Below are 26,279 nucleotides of genomic sequence, written 5' to 3' on the forward strand. Positions count from 1 at the left end.
CCGGAGTGCCACGCATGCCCCTGCCCCACGTCCTCCTCTCCGCCGCCGTCTCCCTCGACGGCTACCTGGACGACGCCGGCCCCGACCGGCTGCTGCTGTCCAGCCCCGCCGACTTCGACCGGGTCGACGAGGTACGGGCCTCCGTGGACGCCATCCTGATCGGGGCCGGGACGATCCGGGCCGACAACCCGCGGCTGCTGGTGAACTCGGCCGAGCGGCGGGCGGCGCGGGTCGCGGCCGGGGAGGCGGCGTACCCGCTCAAGGTCACCGTCAGCGGCAGCGGGGAGCTGGACCCGGCGGCGCGGTTCTGGCACACCGGCGGGGACAAGGTGCTGCTGACCACGGACGACGGTGCCCGGCGGGCCCGCGGGCTCGGGATCGGCGCCGATGTGGTGTCCCTCGGGCCGGAGCTCGACTGGCACACCGCGCTGGAGTACCTGCACGACCGGCGGGGTGTGCGGCGGCTCATGGTGGAAGGGGGCGGGACCGTCCACACCCAGCTGCTCCAGCGGGAACTCGCCGACGAACTGCAGCTCGTCCTCGCGCCGCTGTTCGTGGGGGACCCGGCCGCGCCCCGCCTGTTCGGGCCCGGTGCCTATCAGGGCGGGCGGCTCGCGCTGGTGGAGTCCCGGCGGATCGAGGACGTCGTGCTCATGCGGTACCGGCCCACCGCCCCCGGCACCGGCGAGGGCGTGAGCGCCGCCGACCGGCACTGGCTGGCGCTCGCCTGCGAGCTGGCCGAGCTGTGCCCGCCGTCGGAGACGGCGTTCAGCGTGGGGGCGGTCGTGGTCGCCGCCGACGGGAGCGAGCTGGCGCGGGGGTATTCGCGGGAGGTCGGTGATCCCGCCGTGCACGCCGAGGAGGCCGCGCTCGCGAAGGTCGACCCCGAAGATCCCCGGCTCGCCCGCGCCACCGTGTACAGCAGTCTCGAGCCCTGTGCCCGCCGGGCCTCCCGGCCCGTGCCCTGCGCCCGGCTGATCCTCGACGCCGGGGTGCGCCGCGTCGTCACGGCCTGGCGGGAGCCGGACACCTTCGTACCGGGGGCGGACGGGAGCGGGATGCTCGCCGAAGGGGGCGCCGCCGTCGTCGTACTGGCCGGGTACGAGGAGCGGGCCAAGGCGCCCAACCGCCACCTGGAGGGGTAGGGAGACGGGGCAGGGAGACGCCGATGTGCATTCCGCCCCCGGGATGACGTACAGTGGTGAACACAACGGCGCGGGGTGGAGCAGCTCGGTAGCTCGCTGGGCTCATAACCCAGAGGTCGCAGGTTCAAATCCTGTCCCCGCTACTGAAGGCCGAGGGCCGGAATCCGAAAGGGTTCCGGCCCTCGGTGCGTTTCGGGCCACCCGTCACGGCCCGCCCCGCGCGCCCGCTGCGCGTCGTCATCCGGTCGGCCCCTCACCGCTCGCCGCCCGCCTCCCCTCCGGGAAACCTGGAGTACCGGACGGCAAGCGGCGCGGACGTGCGGGGTGGCGGGAGACGAGTGGTGCGGCCAGGTGACGTGGACGACGAGGGAGTGGCCGCCAGAGCCGGTGGCAGGCTCCCCGGCGATCCCGTGCCCGACCCGGGTCTCGGCTCCGGCGACGAGGCGCGGCCCGTGTCGCCCCCCGGGGCGCCGCCGCGTCGGCGGACCAGGTACGGGCGGGCCCTCCTGTACGCGCTCCCCGCACTGCTGATCGTCGTCGCCGTCCTGTACGACATCTTCACCCCGCGGTACTTCACCGCCGGTCCCCTCTACACGGCCGCGCCCCTGATCGCCGCCCCGATCTACTCACGGCGCGGCACGGCGCTCACCGGTGTCGCCGTGGTCGCCGCGGTGATCGGTCTCCAGCTCGGCAAGGGCGTCATCCACTACGTCGACTCCCTCACGGAACTGATCACCATCGCCACGGTCGCCGTGCTCGCCGTCCTCGTCAACGGCCTCGTCCGCCGCAGCGACGAGCGCCTCGTCTCCGTCCGCGAGATCGCCGAGGCCGCCCAGCGCGCCGTACTGCCCCAACCCGCCGAGCGGATCGCCGGTTTCGAGGTCGCCGTCTGCTACGAGGCCGCGCAGGCCGACGCCTTCATCGGCGGTGACCTGTACGCGGTGCAGGACAGCGCCCGCGGCGTCCGGCTCATCGTCGGGGACGTGCGCGGCAAGGGCATGGGCGCGGTCGCCGCCGTCGCCGTCGTGATCGGCGCCTTCCGCGAGGCCGCCGAGCAGGAGGCGACGCTGGAGGCGGTGGCGCAGCGGCTGGAGCGGGCGCTGGCGCGCGAGGGCACCCGGCGGGACGGGCTGGACGCCTTCGAGGGATTCACCACCGCCGTCCTCGCCGAACTACCGCACGGCGACGGCACCGTCCGCATCGTCAACCGCGGCCACCCACCCCCTCTCCTGCTCTACGCCGACGGCACCCTCGGCCCGCTGCCCGCCCGCGAGTCGGCGCTGCCGCTCGGCATGGGCGAGCTGGGCGTGTGGCCCGACCGGGCGGAGGAGATCGCCTTCCCCGGTGGGGCCACACTGCTGCTCTACACCGACGGGCTGACCGAAGCCCGGGACGCGAAGGGCGAGTTCTACGATCCGCAGGAGCGGCTGGCCGGCCGCGTCTTCCGTCACCCGGCGAAACTGCTCGACGCCCTCGCCGAAGACGTGCGCAGGCACTCCGGGGGCGGCATGGCGGACGACATGGCGCTGCTCGCCGTACGGCGTCCGCCGCACGGCAACCATGATCAATGTCACGAGTCGTGACAGCACGACCCCCCTCCGCATAACAACTGATACACCGTCAGGAGAAAGTGCGGTGAAGGGGAATACTGATGCCCGGTCAACTCGCCCGGTTTTCACCGTTCGTGGGGTGTACGTCCCGCCCGTTTTCGTTAATGATCAAGAGGAACGGCTTGGAAACCGTGCCCCCCGTCTATTAACGTTCGATAACGCAGCGCGGTCGTCCCAGCCGTCACAGAAGGCGGCTCCGTGCGCACGCGCCGAATCCCGCAAGGGAACCGGGGAACCACCACATTGGGGTGAATCGGGCGTATTGGTGCCGTGGAAACACGGTCGGCACCCGCCCGTAGGAGACCTTCCTGCTCCGAACCCGTCAGCTAACCCGGTAGGCGAAAGGAAGGAAAGGAGTACGCCCACGTGGCGTCCAACCGGCCTGCCCCCGAGGCCCCGTTCGTGTCCAGCGGGCACGACACCGACATCTTCGGCCATGACGCCCGCCGCGCCGAAGAGGGCCCCTGGGAGGAGTGGAATCCCACCGCGGAATCCATCCGTCCCGTGCGCGGCCGGCACCGCGTCGCCAAGCAGCGCGGCGGGCTCGCCCGCAGCTCCACCGTCCTCGGCGTCGGTGTCATAGCCGCCGTCGGCGCGGGCGGCATGGCCAGCGCGCAGACCGGCAAGCCGCCGGTGTCCATCTCCATGCCGGACCTGCCGAACGTCGGCTCCCTCATCTCCGACGACGAGGAGCCGGAGCCCGAGAGTCCCGCCGCCCCGCTCAGCGGCATCGCCGCCGCCGCGGACACCGGCGAGGACACCGCCACCACCGGCGCCGGTGAGTCGCTGCGGGCCCGGATCATGGCGCAGGCCGAGCAGCAGCAGGCCCAGGTCGAGAGCAAGGCCGCCGCCGAGGCCGCGGCCGCCGCCGAGAAGAAGGCCGCGGACGCCGCCGCCAAGGCGGAGAAGGAGGCCGAGGCCAAGGCCGCCGCCGCCAAGAAGAAGGCGGCGGAGGAGGCCGCGAAGAAGGCCGAGGCCGAACGGCTCGCGGAGCTGGCCAAGCAGTACACGCTGCCGACCTCCTCGTACACGATCTCCTCCACCTTCAACCAGGCCGGTTCCCTGTGGGCCTCCGGCCACCACACCGGCCTCGACTTCGCCGCCCCCACGGGCACCCTGCTCAAGGCGGTGCACAGCGGCACGATCACGTCGGCCGGCTGGGACGGGTCGTACGGCTACAAGACCGTGCTCACCCTCGACGACGGCACCGAGCTCTGGTACGCGCACCAGTCCTCCATCAGCGTCAGCGTCGGCCAGAAGGTCGCCACCGGCGACGTCATCGGCCGTGTCGGCGCCACCGGCAACGTCACCGGTGCCCACCTCCACCTGGAGGTCCACCCGGGCGGGGGTTCCGGCATCGACCCGATGGCCTGGCTGCAGGGCAAGGGCCTCGCCCCCTGACCCGCACCCGCTGACCCGCACCGCTTCCGGCCCCGCTGGTCCCTCCCGGTCCCTCCTGGTCCCCCCCGGGCACCCACTGGTCCCCGGCGGTCCTGACGGCGGCCCCCCGACGTCAGGACCGCGGTTTGCGGGCTTTTTGCGTGCGCGCCGGAATGGTCCGCTCCGGTGCGCTCGTTGACGCGATACATGACTTCTCTGCGCAAACTCGGCTCCTCCGACCTGGAGGTCTTCCCCCTCACCCTCGGCGGCAACGTCTTCGGCTGGACCGCCGACGAGGACCAGTCCTTCGCCGTCCTGGACGCCTACACGGCGGCCGGCGGCAACTTCGTCGACACCGCCGACGTCTACTCGGCCTGGGGCGAAGGCCTCAGCGGCGGCGAGTCCGAGACGGTCCTCGGCAAGTGGCTCGCGTCCCGCGGCCACCGCGACGACGTCGTCCTCGCCACCAAGGTCAGCCAGCACCCCGAGTACCCGGGCCTGTCCGCCGCGAACATCAGGGCCGCGGCCGACGCCTCGCTGCGCCGCCTGGGCACCGACCACATCGACCTCTACTACACCCACTTCGACCAGCCCGAGGTGCCGGTCGAGGAGATCATCGGCGCGCTCGACGAACTCGTGAGGGCCGGCAAGGTGCGGCACATCGCCGCCTCCAACATCTCCGCCGAGCGGCTCGCGGCGTCCCTGGAGTTCTCCGACCGCGAGAGCCTCGCCCGGTACGTGGCCCTCCAGCCGCACTACAACCTGGTCTCCCGCGACACGTACGAGGGCGGGCTGCGCGACCTCGCCGAGCGGGCGGGCCTCGCCGCCGTGCCGTACTACGCCCTCGCGGCCGGTTTCCTCACCGGCAAGTACCGGCCGGGCACGACCGTCGACAGCCCGCGCGCCGGTGGCGCGGCGAAGCACCTGGAGACCGAGCGCGGGCGACGCGTACTCACCGCCCTGGACGAGATCGCCGAGGCCCACGACGCTCCCGTCGCCACGGTCGCCCTGGCCTGGCTGGCCGCACAGCCGACGGTGGCGGCGCCGATCGCGTCCGCGCGCACGGTGGAGCAGCTGCCGGCGCTGCTGGGCGTGGCCGAGCTGAGCCTGACGGAGGACGAGGTCGGCAGGCTGACGCGGGCGTCCGACTGAACGGACGCTACGGCCGGTGGGGGCGGGGCGGCGCGTCCGGACTGTGCGGCGAGTGCGAGCCGTAGGGGGCGTACGGGGTGTACGGGGCGTAGGACGGGTGCGGAGCGTAGGCGGCCGGCGCGGTCTGGGGCGGGTACGGCGTCGGGTGACCGCCGCCGGGCGCCCCGTAGGACCCGTGCGGCCCGTATCCGTGCGGCCCGTATCCGTGCGGCCCGTATCCGTGCGGGTACGCCCACGGCGGGACGGGCTGTGGCACGGGCGGCGCCGTGGCGCGGGCCGCGTAGTCCAGTGCCGGGCGGGCCATGCCCCGCAAGCGCCACAGGGCGTCCAGCAGTTCCCGCTCCCGTAGGGCGAAGTCGGCGCCCGCCCTGCCCCGGCGCCCGCGCTGCCGCAGGAACGCCACCGAGGTCGCGCAGGCCTGGTACCGCGCCACCGCCCGCGCCCCCTCCTTCCCGGCGTGCCGGCGGGCGTACTGCCGTGCCATGCGGCGGGCCCGCATCGAGCCGAGCGCGTACGGCTCCGCGGGCGCCAGCCACCCGGCCGCGGCGTACGCGGGCAGCTCGGCCCGTACGGTGCCCAGCTCGCGCTGCCGGGTCCAGATCACCAGCCAGGTCAGCAGGCCGAAGGACGGCACCATGAACGCCGCGTACACGGCGAAGAAGCCGTACTCGCCGAACGCGGCCGAGCCGTTCCACAGGGCGTGCATGCCCATCGCGAGCAGCAGCCCGGCCAGGGGGAGCAGGGACCGGCGCAGGCGGTGCCGGCCCGCGGAGAGTGCGGCGATGCCGAAGCCGATGCCGGTGAGGACCGTGAACAGCGGGTGCGCGAACGGCGACATCACGACGCGGACGAAGAAGGTCGCCGCGGTGACGGAGGCGATGCCGCTGTCGCCGGTGAGCTGGTCGGTGCCGAAGGCGGTGCCCAGGTAGAGGATGTTCTCGGTGAAGGCGAAGCCGGTGGCGGTGACCCCGGCGACGACCACGCCGTCGACGATGCCGGTGAAGTCCCGTCTGCGGAAGAGGAAGACCAGGACCACGGCGGCGGCCTTGGCGGACTCCTCGACGACCGGGGCTATGACCGTGGCGCCCAGGGTGTCCGCGCCGGCGGGGTCGGCGGTCGCGGTCGCTATCCACCGCGTCGCGAAACTGTTGGCGACGATCGCTATCAGCGCCGCCGCGCAGGCGCCCCAGGCGAAGCAGAACAGCAGGTTCCGCCAGGGACCTGGATCGACCCGGTCCAGCCAGCGGAACGCGGCCGTCAGCAGCGGCACCGGCAGGACGGCCAGGCCGAGTCCCACCAGGAACCCCTGCGTGCCGGTCTGTTCGCGGACCAGGGCCAGGATCACCAGACCGGGGAGCGCGAGCAGGGTGATCAGCGCGCCGTAACGCACCCAGGTGCGCTGCCACCAGTGCGTATGCCGGTGCGGATGCGCGGACGGACGCGTGGGATACGGGGGGACAGGTGGCCACGGCATGGACCCTAACCGGTGGGGGGCCGCTCCTTGTGCCCGTCCTCGTTCCGATCAGGCCGCCGGTCCCCGTGGGGTACGCGGCGGAAGAGCAAGTCGTTCACCACATGCCCCTTGTCCAGCCCCTGGGCCTCGAAACGGGTCAGCGGCCGGTGGGCGGGGCGTGGCGCGAAACCGCCGCCGGGCACGGTGTTCTCGAAGCCGGGATGCGCGGTGAGCACGTCGAGCATCTGCGCGGCGTACGGCTCCCAGTCGGTGGCGCAGTGCACGAGGGCCCCCGGGGCGAGCCGGGCCGCCGCCAGGGTCAGGAACTCCGGCTGGATCAGCCGGCGCTTGTGGTGGCGCTTCTTGGGCCACGGGTCGGGGAAGTAGACGCGCAGCCCGGCGAGGGAGTCGGGGGCGAGCATCTCGCGCAGCAGGATGATCGCGTCGCCGTTGCCGACCCGGATGTTGGACAGACCTCCCCCACTCTCGGCTCCGCTCGGGCGGGAGGACCCCCACCGCTCCGCGAGACCGAGCAGGTTGCCCTGTCCGGGGGTGTGGACGTCGACGGCGAGGATGTTGGTGTCCGGGTCGGCGGCGGCCATCCGGGCGGTGGCCTCGCCCATGCCGAAGCCGACCTCCAGGACGACGGGGCGGTCGTTCCCGAACAGCTCGGCGAGGTCGATGACCCGCCGGCCGTCGATGTCCAGCCCCCACAGGGGCCACAGCCGCTGCAGCGCGTCCGCCTGCCCGGCGGTCACCCGGCTCCGCCGGGGCTGGAAACTGCGGATCCGCCGCTCGAAGTGCGACCCGGCGGGATCGGCCTTCGGCCCGTCCGGGAAGCGGGGCTCGCCCTTGGCACGGACGTGCCGCAGGGGGGCGCCGGCGGACGGCTGAGCGGACGGCCGGCGGGTCTCGGGGACATGGGAATCAGTCACAATGAGGCAATTTTACGAGGGACGCGGCGGTGGGTGCCCGGTGCGGTCGGCGTGCGGTCAGTGTGCGGCCAGTGCGGTCAGCGCCCGGCGGGCCACCTCGCGGCCGATGGGCAGGGACGCGGTCGCCGCGGGCGACGGCGCGTTCAGGACGTGCACCGCGTGGGCGCCCTCCTTGATCAGGAAGTCGTCCACCAGCGTCCCGTCCGCCAGCACCGCCTGGGCCCGCACCCCGGCGGGCGCGGCGACCAGGTCGCTTTCCGTCACCGCCGGCAGCAGCCTGCGGACCGCCGCCGTGAACGCGCTCCTGGACAGCGACCGCCGCAGCTCGCCCGCCCCGTACCTCCAGTGCCGCCGCGCTATCCGCCACGAGCCCGGCCAGGCCAGGGTCGCGCCCAGTTCGCGGGGGCGCACCACGCCCCAGCCGTATCCCTCGCGGGCCAGCGCCGGTACCGCGTTCGGCCCGACGTGCACGCCCCCGTCGATCCCCCGGGTGAGGTGCACGCCGAGGAACGGGAACGCCGGGTCCGGCACCGGATACACCAGCCCCCGCACCAGCTCGGGCCGCGCCAGCTCGTAGTACTCGCCCCGGAAGGGCACGATCCGCATGCCGGGGTCGTCCCCGGTCAGCCGGGCGATCTCGTCGCAGTGCAGCCCCCCGCAGTTGACCAGGACCCGGGCCCGCAGCACGTCCCCGGCGCGGGTGCGGACGGCGACGCCGAGGCCGGGCCGCCGGTCGACGTGCCGCACCTCGGCGCCGTAGCGGATCTCCGCGCCGGACGCCCGGGCCAGCTGCCGGGCCACCGCTCCGTAGTCGCAGATGCCGGTGGTGCCGACGTGTATGGCGGCCAGGCCCCGCACCTGCGGCTCGTACTCCTGGATCTGGCAGGCGCCCAGCTCGCGCACCGGTATGCCGTTCTCCCGGGCGCGCTGCACGAGGGAGTGCAGGCGGGGCAGCTCGGCGCGGTCGGTGGCGACGATCAGCTTGCCGGTGACGGCGTGGGCGATGCCGTACTCGGCGCAGAACTTCACCATCTCGGCGGCGCCCCGGACCGCGTAGCGGGCCTTCAGCGAGCCCGGACGGTAGTAGACGCCGCTGTGGATGACGCCGCTGTTGCGGCCCGTCTGGTGGCGGGCCGGGCCAGGCTCCTTCTCCAGGACCGTGACACGGGTGCCCGGGGCGGCGCGCGTGATCGCGTACGCCGTCGACAGGCCGACGATCCCGCCGCCGACCACCAGCACGTCGCAGTCGTACGCGATGCTCCGAACGATCCTCGCCCGCACTCGTCCTCCTCCCGGCACGCCCCCGGCCCGTCTCCCGGGTTCGATACTGCACTGCGCCACTGACAACGCCCTCAAACCCGGCAGGGGCGGCGGATCGGGCCGGAGTCAGGCCGGAGTCACCAGCAGGGGCCGGGCGCGCTCGCGCAGCTCCACCACGCGCGGCTCGTCGCCGTACGGCTCCAGGCGGTGCAGGAGGTCCTTCACGTACTCGGTGGTGCGGGCCGAGGAGATACGGCCGGCCACCTCGACCGCCCGCACGCCCTGCTCGCAGGCCGCGTCCAGATTGCCCGACTCCAGCTCGGCCACCGCCGAGACGACGAGTCTGAGGCCGTGCGAGCGTACGAACTCCTCCGTCGGTTTCGACAGAGCCTGCTCGGTGAAGCGGCGGACCTGGCGTGGTGCCTTCAGGTCGCGGTAGCACTCGGCCGCGTCGGCGGCGAACCGGTCGTAGGAGTAGAAACCCAGCCACGACGGGTCGCTGTCACCCGGACGGGCGCGCTCCAGCCAGCTCTCGGCGGCCTTCAGAGCGGCGCCGGCCGCCACCGCGTCGCTCGCCCGCGCGTGGGCGCGGGCCTCGACCAGGCGGAAGAAGCTCATGGTGCGGGCCGTGGCCAGGCCCCGGTTGCGCTCCAGGGCGGCCTGCGCGAGGTCCACGCCCTCGTCGCCGAAGCCGCGGTAGGTGGCCTGCAGGGACATGGAGGCGAGCACGTAGCCGCCCAGGGGGACGTCGGCCGCCGCCCGGGCCAGACGCAGGGCCTGGATGTAGTACCGCTGGGCGGCCTCCTGCTGGCCGGTGTCGAACGCCATCCAGCCGGCCAGGCGGGTCAGCTCGGCCGAGGCGCCGAACAGGGCACGGCCGACCTCGTCGGAGTAGGAGCCGAGGAGCAGGGGCGCCGCCTCGACGCGTAAGCACTCGGGGACCATCGACGAACGCCAGTCGCCGCCGCCGTACTTGGAGTCCCAGCGGCGGGCGTCCTCGGCGGCCTCGCGGAGCTTCTGCACATCACTGTGGCCGACTTTGAGCGGTGCGCCGGAGCCCTCGGCCGGACTCACCTCGCGCGCCACCGAGCTGTCGGCCGGGGTTATCAGCCATCGCGAGGCGGGCGTCGCGTACGCGCTCACCGCGAAGGAGCCAGCGAGCGACTGCCAGATGCCGCCGCCGGTCCGGCGGCCGACGAGGTCGAGACGGTACAGCTCGGTGGCGGACCTGACCGCCTGGCCGACGTCCCGGGGGAAGGCGAGGCCCACTTCGGGGGCGGGATCCGCGTCCGCCAGGCCGATCTCGTGGAGCGGCACCGGGCGGCCGAGCTTCTGGCCGATGGCGGCGGCGATGAGGTGCGGCGCCGCACCCTGCGGCACCATGCCCTTCGACACCCAGCGCGCCACCGACGTCTTGTCGTAGCGAAGCGTCAACCCCCGTTGGGCGCCGAGGTCGTTGACGCGCCGGGCGAGTCCTGCGTTGCTGATTCCCGCGAGGGCGAGAACGGTGCCGAGCTTTTCGTTCGGCCCGCGTTGCTCCCTGGACATGCGCCACCCCTCGACACAGACGGCTGCCGCGCTGGCATAACCACGCGGCATTCGTAAACCCAGCGTAGTTCGCCGCATCCCAGGCGTTAAGAGGCATTGTTCCGGATGGCGGGATTGTGGTCCGCACTCAAGTGCGGCGTACGCACCGTCCGTTGCCGCGTGCTCCCGTTGTGTGGCCGTGCGCCCGCCCGTGCGCTCTACTCCGGCCACGACGGGAGCGGTTCCATGGGCGGTGCGTGGGTCGGCCCGCTGTACTGGATCCAGTGGGCTGGGGGACGCCGCCGCCTACATCCCCGCGGGCGGCGGACCGGTCCGGGGGGCGGCTTCCGTCCCCCGGACCACGCGCCGCCGGTACGTCACCGGCACGGCGCCGAGTGGTACGCAGAGCCTGTACGGAGCGTGTTCGAATGTGTCCGCGTGGCGCCGAATTGGCTGAAAATCGTCCCCGGTGATTTGGGGGACTACCGCCCTCACCACGGGAGTTGAGGGCGCGTTGGGTAGCCAAACGGCGCGTTGTGGGGGCGCATTCGCGTCGTCTCCGCGCCCTTCGGAGCGTTGTCCGAGCGGCCGCGGAGAGGGAGTCGACGCTCTCGCGTGAGTTTCCGCGAGGGCGCACTCGGGGAGCCCACGCGGCTCCGCCGACGCTCTGTGGCGCGCCCTTCATGGCAGCATGGGGAACCAGTTCGTACGGTGCACTGGTTGTCCCCAGCCTGTGGAGGCGTCGATGCGGTGGTTGGTGGGGTGGAGCAGCGCCGCCGTGGGAGCAGCGGGGATCGCCGGCGCGGGTGGCTCCGCCGGTGCCACCGGCTACGACGGCGAGACCGTACAGCCCGTCGGCGCCCAGCCGTTGTGGGGCGACCCCGATCCGCTGTGGGCGGTCGGCGACTGGCGCCCCGACGAGGTACGTGTCGTCTCGGCCGATCCCCGGACCCGGATCGCCGTCCTCGGCATCTGCGGCGCGAGCGACGAGCAGTTGCGGGTCGCGCTGTTCGCCGCGCGCGGGGGCGCTCTGCGGCATCTGACGGCGTGGCCAGGCAGCTACACGGCCGTCGTCCAGGTGGGGCGGCGGATCACCGTCTGCGGCGACCTCGCGGGCGCGCGGCCGGTCTTCCACACTCCCTGGGCGGGCGGCACCGCCTACGCGACCGCCGCGCTTCCCCTGGCCGACCTCGTCGAGGCCAACCTCGACTTCGGCCACCTCGCCGCGCTGCTCGCCACGCCCGACGTGCCGGCCGCGCTGGACGACTCCACCCCGTACGACGGCGTGAAGCGCGTTCCGCCGGGGCATGCGCTGATCCTGCGCGCCGGGGCGCGCGAGATCGCCGGGTACGAACCGGTGGCCTCGCTCGCCGTCGCGGCGCCCACGGCCGATCCCGACCGTGCGGTGGACGGCGTGCGGGACGCCCTGGTGGAGGCCGTACGCACACGGCTCGCCGCACCCCGGCACGTCCCCGGGGACGGCATCGACCCCGGGCCGGTGCCGGGCATGGGGCCCGCGGAACGGCGCGCGGCGCGCGGCATGCCGGCACCGGGGATCGGCGCCGACCTGTCCGGCGGCCCGGCCTCGGGCACGCTGGCGCTGCTGGCGGCCGGGCTGCCGGGGCTGCCGGGGACCGTGCTCGGACACGGCACCGGGACCGGGGAGCGGCTGCTGGCCGTCACCTTCAACGACCTCACCGCCGGCGGGCAGGAGTCCGAGCTGACCCGGGCGGGGGCACTGGCCGCCAACCCGCGCCTGCACCACGTGGTCGTCACCGGCGGCGAGGACACCCTGCCGTACGCCGCGCTGGACGGGCCGCTGACCGACGAACCGGGCTCCTCCCTGGTCACCGCCGCACGGCACCGGGCGCGGCTGGCCGCGGGCAGCGCGGACCACTTCACCGGGTACGGGGCGCGGCAGGTCCTCGACGCCCATCCGGCACGGCTGGCCGACCTGCTCATGGACCGCAAACGGCGTCACCTCGTCCGGCCGGTCGCCGCGCTCGCCAAGGCCGACGGGTCGGTCCTGGTCCCCGCGCGCGTGTACGCGGCGGCCCGGCGCCTGGCGCGCACGCCGTACCGGAGCGGTCTCGAGGTGCTCGCCGAACGGCTGCTGCACCGACGCTTCGACGCGCCGGGCGACGGGGCGATGGACGCCTCGCTGGCCGCGCTGACCTGGGCCGGACAGGGGCCCGCGGCGCGGTGGCTGACCGGAGAGGCGCTGGCTGAAGTATCGGTTCGCCTCCAGACCTCCTCGCAGCGGTCGGGGGTGGGACCCGGGCAGCGTCCGGGCGACTTCCGCGCGCGGACGACGCTGGCGCGGCAGGCCGCCGAGGTACGGGTGCTGGAGCAGGCCGCCGAGATCCGCTTCCAGCGGTTGCACACGCCGTTCCTCGACAACCAGGTCGTCCGCGCGTGCCGTGCCCTGCCGGAGGCGCTGCGGGTGCGGCCGGGGGCGCGGGCGGCGATCCTGCGGACGGTGCTGGAAGGAGCGGGGGTGAGCGGGCTGCCGAGTGGGTGGGGGGCGCCCACCCAGGCGCTGGCCGCCTCCGCCGCGCGGACGGGGCTGCGGGTCGCCGCGGACTCCCTGCTGGGACTGTTCGACACGCCGCTCCTCGCGGAGGCGGGGCTGGTGGAGGCCCGGGTCGTGCGCAAGGCGTTGCGCGCGGCGGCCGCGGGTGAACCACTGCCGCTGGACGGGCTGGCCGACCTCGTCGCCCTCGAACTCTGGCTGCGCCGCCTCCTCGCCCGCCGCGGCACCTGCTGGACCGGCACCCCGGCCCGCCAGCGCGCGGTCCCCGCGGGGATCGCCCCGCAGCGGGGGGCGCTGGGCGGGGCGGGGGCGGTCGTGCGGCGGGTCTGACGGGTGTCGGCGGGTGCCCGCGGGTGCCCGCGGGCGCTGGGGGCGCCCGCGGCGCCTGTGCTGTGGGTGGCCTGCGGCCGCCTGTGCTGGGGTGCCTGCGGCGCCTGTGCTGTGGGTGGTCTGCGGGCGCCTGTGCTGGGGTGCCTGCGGCGCCTGTGCTGTGGGTGGCCTGCGGCCGCCTGTGCTGGGGTGCCTGCGGCGCCTGTGCGGGTTGGTGCCCGCGGCGCCTGCGCGGGTTCCCGGACAGCGCCGGACCGCTGTCCGCTCACGCCAGGTGCCCGCACCGCACCGATGCGGCGACAATGGCCCCGTGCGGTACAGAATCCTGGGCGTCGCCCAGACGGAGGACCACGGCACCGTCGCGAGCCCCGGCGGCCCCCGCCTGCGCGCGCTGCTCACCGCCCTCGCCCTGCGTCCCGGCCGCGTCGTCGCGCCCGCCACCCTGATCGACGAGGTCTGGGCGGGGGACGACGTGCCACAGGACGCCCCCGCCGCCCTCCAGGCACTGGTCGGCCGTCTCCGCCGTACCGTCGGCAGGGACGCCGTCGTCTCCGCCCCCGGCGGCTACCGGCTCGCGGCGACCCGCGACGACGTGGACCTGTACGTCTTCGAACGCCTCGTACGGCAGGGCGGCACCGCCCTCGGACGCGGCGACGCCGCGTCCGCGGCACGGCTCCTGGACGAGGCCCTCGCCCTCTGGCGCGGTCCCGCCCTGACCGACCTGCCCGGTCACGCCGCCGGCCCCGACGCCCTGCGCCTGGAGGCGACCCGCACCCGTATCGAAGCCGGACTGCGCCTCGGTGACACCCACGGCGCCGTACCGCGGCTGCGCGAGCTGACCGCCGCGCACCCGTACGACGAACCGCTGCACGCCCTCCTCGTCCGCGCCCTGCGCGCCGCCGGCCGCGACGCCGATGCCCTGGCCGCCTACGAGAGCGTCCGCCGCGCCCTCGCGGAAGCCCTCGGCACCGAACCCGGACCCCGGCTCCGCGCCCTGCACGCCGAACTGCTCGCGGGGCGGGACACGGAGCGGCACACTCCGGAGCCCGGGCGGAGTACGGCACCCGGGCGGGCCCCCGCACCCGGGCGACGGGGCAACATCCGGCCCCGCCTGACCACCTTCGTGGGGCGGGAACGCGAACTCGGCGCCATCCGCGGCGAACTGCGCAGGGCCCGACTCGTCACCCTCACCGGACCGGGCGGCTCCGGAAAGACCCGTCTCGCCGAGGAGGCCGCCGCCGGGCTCCCGCAGGCATGGCTGGTCGAACTCGCCCCGCTCGACCGGCCGGAGGCGGTGCCCGGCGCGGTCGTCAACGCCCTCGGGCTGCGCGAGACCGTGCTGCTGACCGGCGACCGGCCGGCCGTGCAGGACGATCCCGTAGCCCTGCTCGTCGAGTACTGCGCCTCGCGCACCCGGCTCCTGGTCCTCGACAACTGCGAACACGTCATCGGCGCGGCGGCCCTGCTCGCCGAGACCCTGCTGACCCGCTGCCCCGGCCTCACCATCCTCGCCACCAGCCGCGAACCCCTGGGCGTCCCCGGCGAGTCGGTGCGCCCGGTCGAGCCGCTCACCCCCGATCAGGCACACCGCCTCTTCACCGCCCGCGCGGCCGCCGTACGTCCCGACGCGGACGCCCTACCGCGCGACGAGGACGCGGTCGCCGAGATCTGCCGGCGCCTCGACGGGCTGCCCCTCGCCATCGAGCTGGCGGCCGCCCGGCTGCGCATGCTCACCCCACGCGAGATCGCCGACCGCCTCGACGACCGCTTCCGCCTGCTCACCTCGGGCAGCCGCACCGTCCTGCCCCGCCAGCAGACGCTGCGCGCGGTCGTCGACTGGTCCTGGGACCTCCTCGACGAGGCGGAACGCACGATGCTGCGCGAGCTGTCCGTCTTCGCGGGCGGCTGGGACCTGGAGGCCGCGGAAGCCGTGGGCACCGGGCCCGCGGCGGAACTCGTCGGCGCCCTCGTCGACAAGTCCCTGGTCGTCGCCGACCCGGGCACCCGGGGCGCCGGAATGCGCTATCGCATGCTGGAGACCATCCACGAGTACGCCGACGAACGCGCCGCCGAGACCCCCGAGCTGCGCGCCGCCGCCGAGCGGGCCCACCGCGCGTGGGCGCGCGCCCTGGCCGAGGAGGCCGATCCGCGACTGCGCTCGTCCGGACAACTGCCCTACATAGCCCGTCTGGAGACCGAGCACGACAACATCCGAGCGGCCCTCGACCGCTCCCTCGTCGCGGGCGACGAGGAGGAGGCCGCCGCGGTCGCCCTCGCGATGAGCTGGTTCTGGTGGCTGCGCAACTACCGTCGCGAGGGCGTCGGATGGCTGGACCGGGCCCTGCGCCTCGGTGCCGCCCTCGACGCGTACGGTGCCGAGGTACCGCCGAAGGACGTCCTCGCCCGTCGTACGGCCGCCGCCGACCCCGTCGGGGCGCTCCTCGCCGTACCGGTGGACGCTCCCCGGCACCCGCTGCACCCGTCGCGCATGCGGGTGCGGATGATGCACATCCTCCTCACCTTCGAGGCCGGGCCGGGAGAGGGCCTGTCGGACGAGCGCATGCGGCGGTATGTCAGGCGGGTGCGGGACCACTTCGCGGCGGGCGGTCCGGAGGCGGCCCGGGTACCCGGCCTCATCTGGCCGCTGACCGAGTTCTTCGTCGGCGACTCGGACGACGTACAGCACTCCATGGACGCCTCCGTCGCCAACTGCCGCGCGTACGGGGGTGAGTGGGAGGTCGCCGCCAGCCTCATGTTCCGTACGCACGCGGTGGTCGACCTCTCGGGCACTCCGACCGGCATCGACGACGACCTGGCGGAACTGCGCCTGCTCAGCCGCCGCGTCGGCGACCGTCTGGTGGAGGCCCAGGTGTGCAGCGCCTTCGGCGAGGCCGCCATGGTGCGCGGCCGCTACGAGGACGCCAGGGCCGAGTACGAGGAGGCGCTGCGGCTCGCCGGGGAGGTGGGCGCGTTCGCGGAGGCGCCGTTCCTCATCGCCCGGCTCGCCGAGATCGCCTACCGCGAGGGAGACCGCGACACGGCACTCGCCGTACTCGACGAGGCCGGCGCCGCCGCCGAGCGGTACGGCGTGGTGGACTCCAAGGCCTTCGTCCTGATGCTGCGGGCCGGACTCGCCGTGGAGGACGGGGAGTTCACGCGGGCGCGCGTGCTGTGGGAAGCGGCCCGCGAGCAGTGCGCGCGCGGCACGCCACCGCCGCAGTTCCTCGCGACGCTGGGGCTGGTGGACGCGCTCGTGACGGCGGGCGAGTCGGGTCCGCGGTCGGCCCTGCCACTGCTGGCGGACACCATCCGCACCGCCGTCGAGGAGCGGTGCGCCGAGCTGGTCGTCGCGGCCCTGGTGGACAGCGCGGCGGGCCTGCTCTGCGACCTCGGCGACCACGGCCGCGCGGTGCGGCTGCTCGGCGCGGCCGGACACTGGCGCGGCGACCGTCCGCGCCCCATGCCGGACCGCGCGCACGCCGAGCGCGCCGGCACCGCCGCCCGCGGCGCCCTCGGCGGTGAGCGGTACGCCGCCGAGATGGCCGAGGGCGCCGTCCGCACGCCGCGGGACGTCCTGGGCGAGCTGGACGAGGCGGTGCGGCACCACAGGGCGCGGCAGCCGGTACCGCAGGTCCCTACGCGCAGGTGAAGCGCGACCGGGCCCAGTCCGCGAGCGCCACCGAGTCGAAGGGGCTGTGCGGCTCGGTCACCAGCCGCAGGGTCTCGCGCCCCGAGATGTCCACCTGGACGGGGACCGCCGGATCCCCGCCCTCGACCATCCCCGAAGTCCACAACCGGACGCCGTCGGCGAACACCGAGAAGCGCACCTTGCCGAGCTTCATCGTCAGGTCGTCGACCCCGGCCAGCGCGTCGTAGGACGAGCAGGCACGGTTGAGGTCGACGGTGACCGAGGAGCGTCCGTTGACGGTGACACCGTGCGCGTACCGCACGTCGTCGACCGACAGGGCGGAGCGCTGCCAGACCCAGCTGCTCCCGGCCAGCCGCATCTCCGGGCCGGTGCCGTCGCCGCTCACGTCGTACGCCAGCTCGCTCCACTGGTAGACGGCCGGGGCGGGCGGAGGCGCCGGGGCGGGGGGCGGTGTGGGAGTGGGCTTCGGGGTCGGGGTCGGGGGCGAGGGCGAGGGCGGGGCCGGGGTTGGCTTCGGAGCCGGGGGCGGCTTGGGAGTGGGAGTGGGCGTGAGTGTCGGGGAGTGGGCGGGGGCGGCCGCCGGGGGGTGTGGGCTCGGCGGCGGCGTCGAAGGCGTGGGGGCGTCGGGGGCGGGCTGCGCCACCGGTGAGGAGGCGGGCGGGGCGGCCTTCGGGGGCTCCTCGTCCGGGGCGTCGTTGCCGGCCAGCGCGAAGACCAGGGCCGCCGCGGCGGCCACCGCGACCACACCGGCCGCGATGCCGGCCTTCACCGGCGCGCCCAGCCCCTCGGAGGCCGCCGCACCACCTCCGGCGCCCGCTCCGCCGGACGTACCACCGCTCGCCGCGGCCGCCGCACCCGCGGCTCCCGCGCCCGCGCCTCCGGCGATGAGTCCGGCCGCCTTGGCGTACCCGGCGGCACCGAACCAGCCGATGACCGCGACCGGCACCACGGCGGGAATGCCGCTTGCGACCTCCTCGATCTGGGTCGCGGCCAGCCTGCACCTGGCGCACTCCTCCAGGTGCTTGCGCAGCCCGCGTTCGGCCCGGACGCGCAGCCTGCCGCGCGCGTACGTGCCGAGCTGGTCGGCGTAGCGGGCGCACTCCTCGTCGGCGGCGAGGGCATCACTGACGTGGGCCTGGAGGTAGGCCTGCTTCAGACCCTCGCGGGCGCGGCTGGCGAGAACGCGGGTGCCGTTGGCGTCCAGCCCGAAGAGCACGGCCACCTCGCTCGGCGACTCGTCCTCGACCTCGGTGTGCCACAACACGGCCTGCCACCGCTCCGGCAGCGACCGGAAGGCCCGCATGGCCATCGACTGCTCGGCCTCGTGCATGGCGCGGACGTCGGCGCCCAGCTCCAGGGTGTCGTCGTCCGGGGCCTTGGCGGTGTGCGCGGCCTGCGCGGCGAACACCGCGAAGTCCTCGACCAGCTGCTCCCGCCCGGCCGACCGGGTCCAGCCGGCGGCGACGCGCCGGACCGCGGTGAGCAGGTAGGCGCGTAGGGCGTGCTCGGGCCCCGAACCGCCGCGCACCGCCTGGAGCATGCGGGCGAACACCTCGGCGGTGAGGTCGTCCGCGGTGTGGGCGTCGCGGCAGCAGGTGCGCGCGTACCGGCGGACCGCGTCCGCGTGGCGCCGGTACAGCTCCTCGTAGGCCGTGTCGTCGCCCGAGCGCATCCTCCCGATCAGCTCCGCGTCGGACGCCGGAACCTCCCGCGGCGGCGGCAGGATGCCACCGTCGTACGGACCGCGCGGCGGCGGCAGAACGCTGTCCTCGTGCAGCTCACGCTGCGCCGGCACCCCGACCCCCGCGCGGTCGTGGTCCTCGGCGGAACCACCGGGGTCACCGCCCCTGGCGGGACCGCCGGGACCACCGACCCTGGCAGGACCACGGCGGTGACCGTCCCCGGCGGGGCCACGGCGGTGACCGTCCCCGGCGGGGCCACGGCGGTCACCGTCCCCGGCGGGGCCACGGCGGTCACCGTCCCCGGCGGGGCCGCTGCGGTGACCGTCTTCGGCGGGGCCGCTGTGGCGGCTGTCCCCGGTCGGGTCGGCACGGCGATCGTCTTCGGCCGGACTGCTGGGGCGCCTGTCACCGGTGGGGCCGCTGCGGTCGCTGTCCCCACCGAGACCGGCACGGTGACCGTCCTCGGCCGGGACGGTACGGCGATGGTTGTCGGCGGTCCCGCCGGTGCCACCGGGCCCGACCTCGCCGTCACCGAGTGACCCGTCCCGCCCGTCAACGCTCATCGCGGAATGCCCCCGCCACCTGCCCAGCCCGTCCGAACACCGGGTCAGCGTGCCATATTGGCTCTTGTTCAGGACCCCCCTGTACCGACCATCACTCGTCCGTGGGGACTGGCGGTGCCGCGGTGATAGCGCTCAGCCGTTCGGGGAAGGAAGAAGTACCGCGTGGCACCCCCTCCCGGCGGGCGTTGAGCGAGACGCGCAGAATGCCCCCGACCCGACCCGACCCGACCCGACCCGACCCGACCCGACCCGACCGCTCGCTCGGACAGCGCCGTCTCACACCGGCCGCGACCGCAGCCCCTCCAGCAGGATGTCCAGCAGCCGGGCCGAGGCCGCCGCCTGCTGTGCCGGATCCGGCAGCGAGGGCGCCGCCGTGGCTATCACCAGCAGCACGTCCGACACCGACACCTCCGCTCGCAGCTCGCCCGCCGTCCGCGCCCGCTCCACGAGCCGGCCCACGACCTCCAGCAGCGCCCCGGCCCCGGCGTCGCCCGTCACGGAACCCGGCCCGCCGACCGTTGCTCCGGCCGAGGCCCCGACCGTCGTGGCGGCGGCCCCCTCGGACACCAGCCGCAGCTCGCCGGTGCCCGGCTGTATCCGCTGCTGGGGCACCCGCGGATCACCGGCCGCGGCAGCGCCGTCGCCGTCGTCCGACACGCCGACCCGCAGCACCTGCGGCGGCAGCAGCCGGCCCGCGCCCGAGGCCACCGACGTCCGCAGGAAGCGGGACAGCGCCGACCACGGCTCGTCCTCCTGCCCGAGCGCCGTCCGAGCCTGGTCGGTCAGCCGCGCCGTCTCCTCCTCGGCTATCCGGCGCACCAGGACGTCCTTGCTCGGAAATCGCCGGTACACCGTGCCGACACCGACCCGCGCGCGCCGCGCCACGTCCTCCATCGGCGCGCCGTACCCCAGCTCGCCGAACACCTCGCGCGCCGCGCGCAGCACGTGCTCCAGATTGCGCTGGGCGTCCACGCGCAGGGGCGCGCTCCGCGCCACCTCGCCGCGTGCGCCGCCCGCCGTCGCACTCATCGCGCCGCCGGGCGCGACAGCCGACGCGGACGACCAATGAGAGTCCTGAACATGCATAGACAATCCCCCGGTAATGACGTCTCCCCCCGGAGACTCTCCCCGCCATCGAATAGCCGGCGTGCGCGGAACGGCCCCGGCTCTGCGGCCCGCCCGTCGCGGACCCCCGTGAGCGCATCCCCCTGCACACCGTCGGAAAGAACATAGTTGAGCGAGGGTCAATTCAGAAGGGGCACGTTCCGCACGGAGCGCACCCCGATCGGAGCACCGACCGCATACGCCCCGAATGTGCCGCCCCGCGCACCCTCGCCCACCCCCGCTGACCTGCACACCGTGCCGCCCCGAGGCGATCCGCCCGGCTCCGCGCCTCCGCGATCTCCGGTCACACAAATTGACGAGCCTGTGGACAAACGCAAGCGCCGGGTGCGTCATGGGTGGGTGAAGGAACGTGCACGCATTCTCGTTGTCGGCGGTGGCTACGTCGGGATGTACACGGCCCTGCGGCTGCAACGGAACCTCAGGGGCGAACTGCGGCGGGGCGAGGCCGAGATCACGGTCGTCACCCCCGACCCCTACATGACGTACCAGCCGTTTCTCCCCGAAGCCGCGGCCGGCTCCATCTCACCGCGGCACGTCGTCGTGCCCCTGCGCCGTGTCCTCGGCCAGTGCGACATCGTCATCGGCGAGGCGCGGTCCATCGACCACACGACGCGCACCGCCACCATCACCACCCTCGCCACCGACGAGGAGGGCACGGGCGCCCGCCGGCTGACGTACGACGAACTCGTCCTCGCGCCCGGCTCCGTCTCGCGCACCCTGCCCGTACCCGGCCTCGCGGACCACGGCGTCGGCTTCAAAACCGTCGAGGAGGCCATCGGCCTGCGCAACCACGTCCTCGAACAGATGGACATCGCCTCCTCCACCCGCGACCCCGCCCTCCGCGACGCCGCCCTCACCTTCGTCTTCGTCGGCGGCGGCTACGCGGGCGTGGAAGCCCTCGGCGAGCTGGAGGACATGGCCCGCTACGCCGCGCGCTACTACCGCAACGTCACACCCGAGGACATGAAGTGGATCCTCGTCGAGGCCTCGGACCGCATCCTGCCCGAGGTCGGCGAGGAGCTGGGCCGCTACACGGTCACCGAACTGCGCCGCCGCAACATCGACGTACGCCTGGACACCCGCCTCGAGTCCTGCACCGACCGCGTCGCCGTCCTCAGCGACGGCTCCCGCTTCCCGACCCGTACCGTCGTCTGGACGGCCGGCGTCAAACCGCACCCGGTCCTCGCCGCCACCGACCTCCCCCTCGACGACCGCGGCCGGCTCACCTGCACCGCCCACCTGTCGGTCGACGGCGCCCCGCACGCGTGGGCGGCGGGCGACGCGGCCGCCGTACCCGACGTCACCGCCGCCGAACCCGGCCGGGACTGCGCCCCCAACGCCCAGCACGCCGTCCGCCAGGCCAAGGTCCTCGGCGACAACGTCACCCACGCCCTGCGCGGCGAGCCCCTCGACACGTACGCGCACACGTACGCCGGCTCGGTCGCCTCCCTCGGCTTCCACCAGGGCGTCGCGCACGTCTACGGCCGCAAGCTCAAGGGCTACCCCGCGTGGTTCATGCACCGCGCCTACCACCTCAGCCGGGTCCCCACCGTCAACCGCAAGGCGCGCGTGCTGGCCGAATGGGTCATCGCCGGACTCTTCAAACGGGAGATCGTCTCCCTGGGTTCACTCGAACATCCGCGGGCGGAGTTCGAACTCGCGGCCGGTGGAAAACCCTCTCAGGACCCACCGCACAACCCGAAGGGGTCGTCCTGACCGGACTCAGGAACTCCCCCGGCCACCGAGGCGTCTGACGGATGTCGGCCAGGCGGGCACCCTGCCAGACTGGTCCACCACCGCGGGCGCGCCGCCGCTCGCCCCAGCGCGGCCTCCGGGGGCCCGGCCGGTCCCGGCCGTTCCCGGCCCCGGCCGCCGACAACTACACGAGGCAAGGATTCGTGAACTTCACGCGCTGGAGCGCCCGACTCCCCGGAACGCAGCGCCGCGCCGCGGCGCGCACCGACACGGTGGTCTCCCCGGACCGGCGGGGAGGCGGCTCCGTACCGACGGCCCGCGCCGAACAGCTGACCGACGAGGCACTGCCCGCCCCGGCGGTCGACGACCTGCCCGTGCGCGACGTCCTGGACCGCGTCCCGGCCCTCGTCGCCCTCGTACACGGTCCCGAGCACCGCCTCGCCTACGTCAACGACGCCTACGTCGCCGCCTTCGGCATGCGCCACCTCGGCGCCCGGGCCCGCGAGGCCCTTCCCGAGCTGGACGAGCCGGGCCTCTTCCCGCTCCTGGACCAGGTCCAGCGCAGCGGCAGGTCCCGCACCCTCAAGTCCCGCAAGGCCCCCGACGGCCGTTCGTACACCTTCACCTGCACCCCGGTCACCGAGACCGGCGGCGGCCGCGACGGCCGGGGCGTGCTCGTGTTCGCGACCGACGTCACCGACCACGCCGAAGCCGCGGGCCGCCTGCGCGCGAGCGAACGCAGCCAGCGCGAGACCGCCGTCACCCTCCAGCGCTCCCTGCTCCCGCAGGAACTGGAGGAGCCCGACGACCTGCGCGTGGCCGCCACCTACCACCCCGGTGGCACCGAGGCCGCGGTCGGCGGCGACTGGTACGACGTGATCACCCTCGGCGGCGGTCGCAGCGCCCTGGTCATCGGCGACGTCATGGGCAGAGGCGTCCGCGCGGCCGCCGTCATGGGCCAGCTCCGTACGGCAGTCCGGGCCTACGCCCGCCTCGACCTGCCCCCGCACGAGGTGCTCCAGCTCCTCGACGGCCTCGCCACCGAGATCGACGCCAACCAGATCGCCACCTGCGTCTACGCCATCCACGACCCGAACGAGGGCCGCCTGGTCTACGCGTCCGCAGGCCACCTGCCCATCCTGGTGCGCGACGAGAACGGCACCGTGCAGCGCGCCGACGAACCCACCGGCCCCCCGCTCGGCACCGGCGGCTGGATCCACGCCTCCGGTTCGATCGCCCTGCCCCCCGGTTCCACGGCCGTCCTCTACACCGACGGCCTGGTGGAACGGCGCAACGAGGACCTCGACGAGGGCATTGCCGCCCTGGAACGCGCCCTGTCCGGCGCGACCGGCAGCCCGCAGGTGGTCTGCGACCGCCTGGTCCGCTCGGCGGGCGTCACCCCGGACCACGACGACGACGTCGCCGTCCTGGTCCTCCAGCATCCCGCCCGCAAGGGCGCGGAAGCCGAGCTGTTCCGCAACGCCGCCCTGGAACTGCTCGGCGGAGTGGAAGCGGCCCCACGCGCGCGTGCCTTCGCCTCCGGCGTCCTCACCAGCTGGCGCTTCCCCACCGAACTGCACGACCTGGGTGTCCTGGCCACCAGCGAACTGGTCGCCAACTCCCTCCAGCACGGCACGCCGCCGATGCGGCTGCGGCTGCGCCGTACCGACCGCCGCCTGATCATCGAGGTGACCGACGGCGACGACCACCTGCCCAGACGCCGCCGAGCGGAGCCGGGGGACGAGTCCGGCCGGGGCATCGCCATCGTCGCCACGATCGCTTCGAACTGGGGGTCCCGGCGCACACCGGGGGGCGGCAAGGCGGTCTGGTGCGAGTTCGTCCTGCCGAAGCCGTGAACCCGGGCGGGCGGGCCGGCAGAGAACCCGCCTCCGCCCCGGCCCCGCTCACACCTCGGCGACCGCCACCGCGTCGGACGGCGCCCCGCCCTGCGTGACCACCCTGCTCCGCGCGAGCGACGGCTGGTTCTGTACGTCCGTGAGCTGCCGCCCGAGCCGCACCGCCAGCACCGTGATGCCCAGCGAGAACAGCACGAACGCCACGATGTACGGCGCGTGCAGCGAGGCCCCGAGCGGTCCGCCCACCGCGGGTCCGATCGCCAGCGCGAGCTGCTTCACCAGGGCGAAGGCGGAGTTGTACTGCCCGGCGAGACCGGTCGGCGCCAGGTCGGCCACCAGCGGCGCTAGCGTCGGAGACAGCATCGCCTCACCCAGCCCGAAGAGCGCGTACGTCGAGATGAACGCGGCCGTCGCCATCGTCTGGCTCGCGTGCCCGAGCCCGGCGTACCCGGCCACGGCCCACGCCACGGCCCAGATCAGCCCCACGGAGGCGATCACCCGGGACCGCTTCCGGCGCTCCACGAACTTCAGCACCGCGAACTGCGCGACCACGATCATCAGCGTGTTCGCCGCCAGCGCCGTTCCCAGCGTGGACGTGGAGATCCCCGCCGCCTCGACGCCGTACGCGCTCAGCCCCGACTCGAACTGTCCGTAGCAGGCGAAGAACAGCACGAAGCCCAGCACGCACAGCTGCACCATGGCCCGGTTGCCGAGCAACTGCTTCCAGCTCCCGCCGACGGCCTGCCCCGGCGCCTCCTCGATCCGCGGCGCACGCGGCGCGCGCACCGTCGCCATCACCGCGGTCAGCACCAGGAACATCGCCGCCTCGATGGCGAACAGCAGCGTGAAGGACCAGGCGCTCGTGGTGTCGACCAGATGGCCACCGATGAGCCCGCCGACGCCGAGCCCCAGGTTCTGCAGGAAGAACTGCATGGCGAACGCCCGTGACCGGGTCTCCGTCGTCGAGCAGTCCACGATCATGGTCGCGAGCGCCGGCTGCATCACGGCCTGCCCCGCGCCCAGTGCGGCGGCGGACAGCAGCACCGTGCCCGCCGAGGCGGACAGCCCGAGACCCATGGCGCCGAACGCGGCGGTGACCAGGGCGACCAGCAGCACCGGAAGCGGGCCCCGTCGGACGATGGCCCGTCCGGCGAACGGCAGCACGATCAGTGCGGCCACGGCGAAGACGGCGAGCACGACGCCCGCCGTGACGGCACCCAGTCCACGTACCTGCGCCACATAGACGTACAGGTAGGGGACCGTGAAGCCGAGTCCGAACGCACTGAGTGCGTTGCCCACATGAATCCGGCGCATCGCAGCGCCCATTGCCCTGGTCACGTTCACCCTCTCTTGATCCTTCGAGCTCGACCGCTCCAGCCGTTAGAGCTGAAGACTTAGAAGCTAAAGTTCGAAGGTAAAGACTACATAGTGAAGGACTTCGAGGCAAAGGAGCTGCATGCCATACTGCGGCCATGGGTGACACCTCCGGCGCCGGCGAGCCGACACTCGAAGAGCAGATCGCCGCCTATCAGCGCGAGTTCCAGGACCTCGACCCCCAGGTCGAGAAGATCGTCTCGGCGCTCTCGCGCCTCAACCGCCGTATGAACGTCGCGTACGGACGGCAGACCGCCGAACTGGGCATCAGCACCACGGACTGGGAGGTGCTCAAGGCTCTCGTCCTCTCCGGCGCCCCCTATCGGCTGGGCCCCGGCGACCTCGCCAAGCGCCTCGGCCTGACGCCGGCCGCGATGACCCACCGCATCGACCGCATGGTGACGGAGGGCCTGGTCACCAGGGAGCGCGACGAGTCCAACCGCGTGCGGGTGATCGTCGCGCTGACCGCGGACGGTCGTGAGAAGTGGCTGGAGGTCATGCGCCTCGCCACGGTCTTCGAGGAGGATCTGCTCCAGGACCTCTCCGCCGACGACCGGACCGCACTCGGCGAGGTGCTCACCCGCCTCCTGCGCAGGGTGGAGCACGCGCAACCGGACGCCGGCGGCCGGCTCAGCGACCTCGACTAAAAGATCTTGACAGCCGTGCTTGACAGCCCCCTACGGGATCCGTAAGGTTCTTCGGGTTGCCACGGGACCTCAACGGTTCTGCGGGTAGCACCTCCCGCCGCCGTAGCGGCACTCAAACCATCAGCGCGATCCCCAGTGGGAATGTCTTCGGTATGCCCGAATTCGATTCCGCGTGGAACTCGTCGGCCCGATCGACCTCGATTGGGAATCACCGAGAGGGTCCGCTAGGGTTTGAGACGTCGGAACGGCCCAACAGCCGGGACGGCAACCCCTTCTGACGGGGAATCAGGGCCGAAAGGATCTGATAGAGTCGGAGTCGCCGGAAAGGGAAACGCGAAAGCGGGCACCTGGAAAGCACCGAGG

Annotated in this window: 17 protein-coding genes, 1 tRNA gene and 1 riboswitch; of the genes, 11 read left to right on the forward strand and 7 right to left on the reverse strand. The window is 74.0% G+C overall.

What is annotated here, in order from left to right; all coding sequences use genetic code 11:
- Window positions 1-14 precede the first annotated feature (14 nt).
- The 5 genes from ACGFYH_RS29325 (at window position 15) to ACGFYH_RS29345 (ending at window position 5,287) form a co-directional block, all read left to right on the forward strand.
- Window positions 15-1,145, forward strand: coding sequence for a dihydrofolate reductase family protein (locus ACGFYH_RS29325; protein ID WP_393806185.1), 1,131 nt, complete (start codon window positions 15-17; stop codon window positions 1,143-1,145).
- A 69-nt stretch (window positions 1,146-1,214) separates the two neighbouring features.
- Window positions 1,215-1,288 (forward strand) — tRNA-Met (locus tag ACGFYH_RS29330).
- A 213-nt stretch (window positions 1,289-1,501) separates the two neighbouring features.
- The gene (locus ACGFYH_RS29335) at window positions 1,502-2,728 is read left to right on the forward strand and encodes a PP2C family protein-serine/threonine phosphatase (RefSeq protein ID WP_393806186.1); all 1,227 of its coding nucleotides are present in this window, start codon (window positions 1,502-1,504) and stop codon (window positions 2,726-2,728) included.
- Window positions 2,729-2,952: 224 nt separating this feature from the next.
- A riboswitch (cyclic di-AMP (ydaO/yuaA leader) is annotated at window positions 2,953-3,110 on the forward strand.
- Window positions 3,111-3,121: 11 nt separating this feature from the next.
- On the forward strand, window positions 3,122-4,156 hold the full coding sequence (locus tag ACGFYH_RS29340; RefSeq protein WP_393806187.1) for a M23 family metallopeptidase: 1,035 nt from the start codon (window positions 3,122-3,124) through the stop codon (window positions 4,154-4,156).
- Between the two features lie 186 nt (window positions 4,157-4,342).
- Window positions 4,343-5,287: an aldo/keto reductase gene (locus ACGFYH_RS29345; protein ID WP_393806188.1), complete on the forward strand. Its 945-nt coding sequence runs from the start codon at window positions 4,343-4,345 to the stop codon at window positions 5,285-5,287.
- A 7-nt stretch (window positions 5,288-5,294) separates the two neighbouring features.
- Here the strand turns inward: ACGFYH_RS29345 and ACGFYH_RS29350 are convergent, their stop codons facing one another.
- The 4 genes from ACGFYH_RS29350 to ACGFYH_RS29365 all read right to left on the reverse strand — a co-directional run bounded on the left by ACGFYH_RS29350 (window position 5,295) and on the right by ACGFYH_RS29365 (window position 10,483).
- Complete coding sequence (locus ACGFYH_RS29350; RefSeq protein WP_393806189.1) at window positions 5,295-6,761, reverse strand: PrsW family glutamic-type intramembrane protease; 1,467 nt, start codon at window positions 6,759-6,761, stop codon at window positions 5,295-5,297.
- A 5-nt stretch (window positions 6,762-6,766) separates the two neighbouring features.
- Window positions 6,767-7,675 carry a tRNA (guanosine(46)-N7)-methyltransferase TrmB gene (gene trmB / locus ACGFYH_RS29355; protein ID WP_393806190.1) on the reverse strand — a complete coding sequence of 303 codons (909 nt, stop codon included), beginning with the start codon at window positions 7,673-7,675 and terminating at the stop codon, window positions 6,767-6,769.
- A 57-nt stretch (window positions 7,676-7,732) separates the two neighbouring features.
- Complete coding sequence (gene lhgO, locus ACGFYH_RS29360; protein WP_393806191.1) at window positions 7,733-8,956, reverse strand: L-2-hydroxyglutarate oxidase; 1,224 nt, start codon at window positions 8,954-8,956, stop codon at window positions 7,733-7,735.
- 105 nt (window positions 8,957-9,061) lie between these two features.
- Window positions 9,062-10,483, reverse strand: a complete 1,422-nt coding sequence (locus ACGFYH_RS29365; RefSeq protein ID WP_393806192.1) for an MFS transporter — start codon at window positions 10,481-10,483, stop codon at window positions 9,062-9,064.
- Between the two features lie 724 nt (window positions 10,484-11,207).
- Here ACGFYH_RS29365 and ACGFYH_RS29370 point away from each other — a divergent pair.
- Window positions 11,208-13,325, forward strand: a complete 2,118-nt coding sequence (locus ACGFYH_RS29370) for an asparagine synthase-related protein (RefSeq protein ID WP_393806193.1) — start codon at window positions 11,208-11,210, stop codon at window positions 13,323-13,325.
- 310 nt (window positions 13,326-13,635) lie between these two features.
- Window positions 13,636-16,974, forward strand: a complete 3,339-nt coding sequence (locus ACGFYH_RS29375; protein ID WP_393806194.1) for a BTAD domain-containing putative transcriptional regulator — start codon at window positions 13,636-13,638, stop codon at window positions 16,972-16,974.
- On the opposite strand, the gene ACGFYH_RS29380 is transcribed toward ACGFYH_RS29375, so the two are convergent.
- Window positions 16,961-18,769: a sigma-70 family RNA polymerase sigma factor gene (locus ACGFYH_RS29380; protein WP_393806195.1), complete on the reverse strand. Its 1,809-nt coding sequence runs from the start codon at window positions 18,767-18,769 to the stop codon at window positions 16,961-16,963. The genes ACGFYH_RS29375 and ACGFYH_RS29380 overlap by 14 nt on opposite strands.
- Here ACGFYH_RS29380 and ACGFYH_RS29385 point away from each other — a divergent pair.
- A complete protein-coding gene (locus ACGFYH_RS29385; protein WP_393806196.1) occupies window positions 18,746-19,195 on the forward strand; it encodes a hypothetical protein in 450 nt (149 codons plus the stop codon). The two genes, ACGFYH_RS29380 and ACGFYH_RS29385, sit on opposite strands and share 24 nt — an antisense overlap.
- Window positions 19,196-19,495: 300 nt before the next feature.
- Here ACGFYH_RS29385 and ACGFYH_RS29390 read toward each other — a convergent pair whose 3' ends face one another.
- Window positions 19,496-20,305, reverse strand: a complete 810-nt coding sequence (locus ACGFYH_RS29390) for a TetR/AcrR family transcriptional regulator (protein WP_393806197.1) — start codon at window positions 20,303-20,305, stop codon at window positions 19,496-19,498.
- 378 nt (window positions 20,306-20,683) lie between these two features.
- Between ACGFYH_RS29390 and ACGFYH_RS29395 the strand changes: the two genes are divergently transcribed.
- Both ACGFYH_RS29395 and ACGFYH_RS29400 read left to right on the forward strand, forming a co-directional pair.
- Window positions 20,684-22,060 carry an NAD(P)/FAD-dependent oxidoreductase gene (locus ACGFYH_RS29395; protein ID WP_393806198.1) on the forward strand — a complete coding sequence of 459 codons (1,377 nt, stop codon included), beginning with the start codon at window positions 20,684-20,686 and terminating at the stop codon, window positions 22,058-22,060.
- A 182-nt stretch (window positions 22,061-22,242) separates the two neighbouring features.
- Entirely contained in the window at window positions 22,243-23,895 is a 1,653-nt protein-coding gene (locus tag ACGFYH_RS29400) for a SpoIIE family protein phosphatase (protein ID WP_393806199.1), read from the forward strand.
- Between the two features lie 48 nt (window positions 23,896-23,943).
- On the opposite strand, the gene ACGFYH_RS29405 is transcribed toward ACGFYH_RS29400, so the two are convergent.
- Window positions 23,944-25,221 (reverse strand): MFS transporter, encoded by a 1,278-nt coding sequence (locus tag ACGFYH_RS29405; RefSeq protein WP_393806201.1) that lies wholly within the window; start codon window positions 25,219-25,221, stop codon window positions 23,944-23,946.
- A gap of 146 nt (window positions 25,222-25,367) precedes the next feature.
- Here ACGFYH_RS29405 and ACGFYH_RS29410 point away from each other — a divergent pair, with 146 nt between their 5' ends.
- On the forward strand, window positions 25,368-25,916 hold the full coding sequence (locus ACGFYH_RS29410; RefSeq protein ID WP_393806200.1) for a MarR family winged helix-turn-helix transcriptional regulator: 549 nt from the start codon (window positions 25,368-25,370) through the stop codon (window positions 25,914-25,916).
- Window positions 25,917-26,279 lie beyond the last annotated feature (363 nt).

Origin of the sequence: Streptomyces sp. NPDC048392 (genome assembly GCF_043200575.1) — a bacterium.
Lineage (GTDB): Bacteria > Actinomycetota > Actinomycetes > Streptomycetales > Streptomycetaceae > Streptomyces.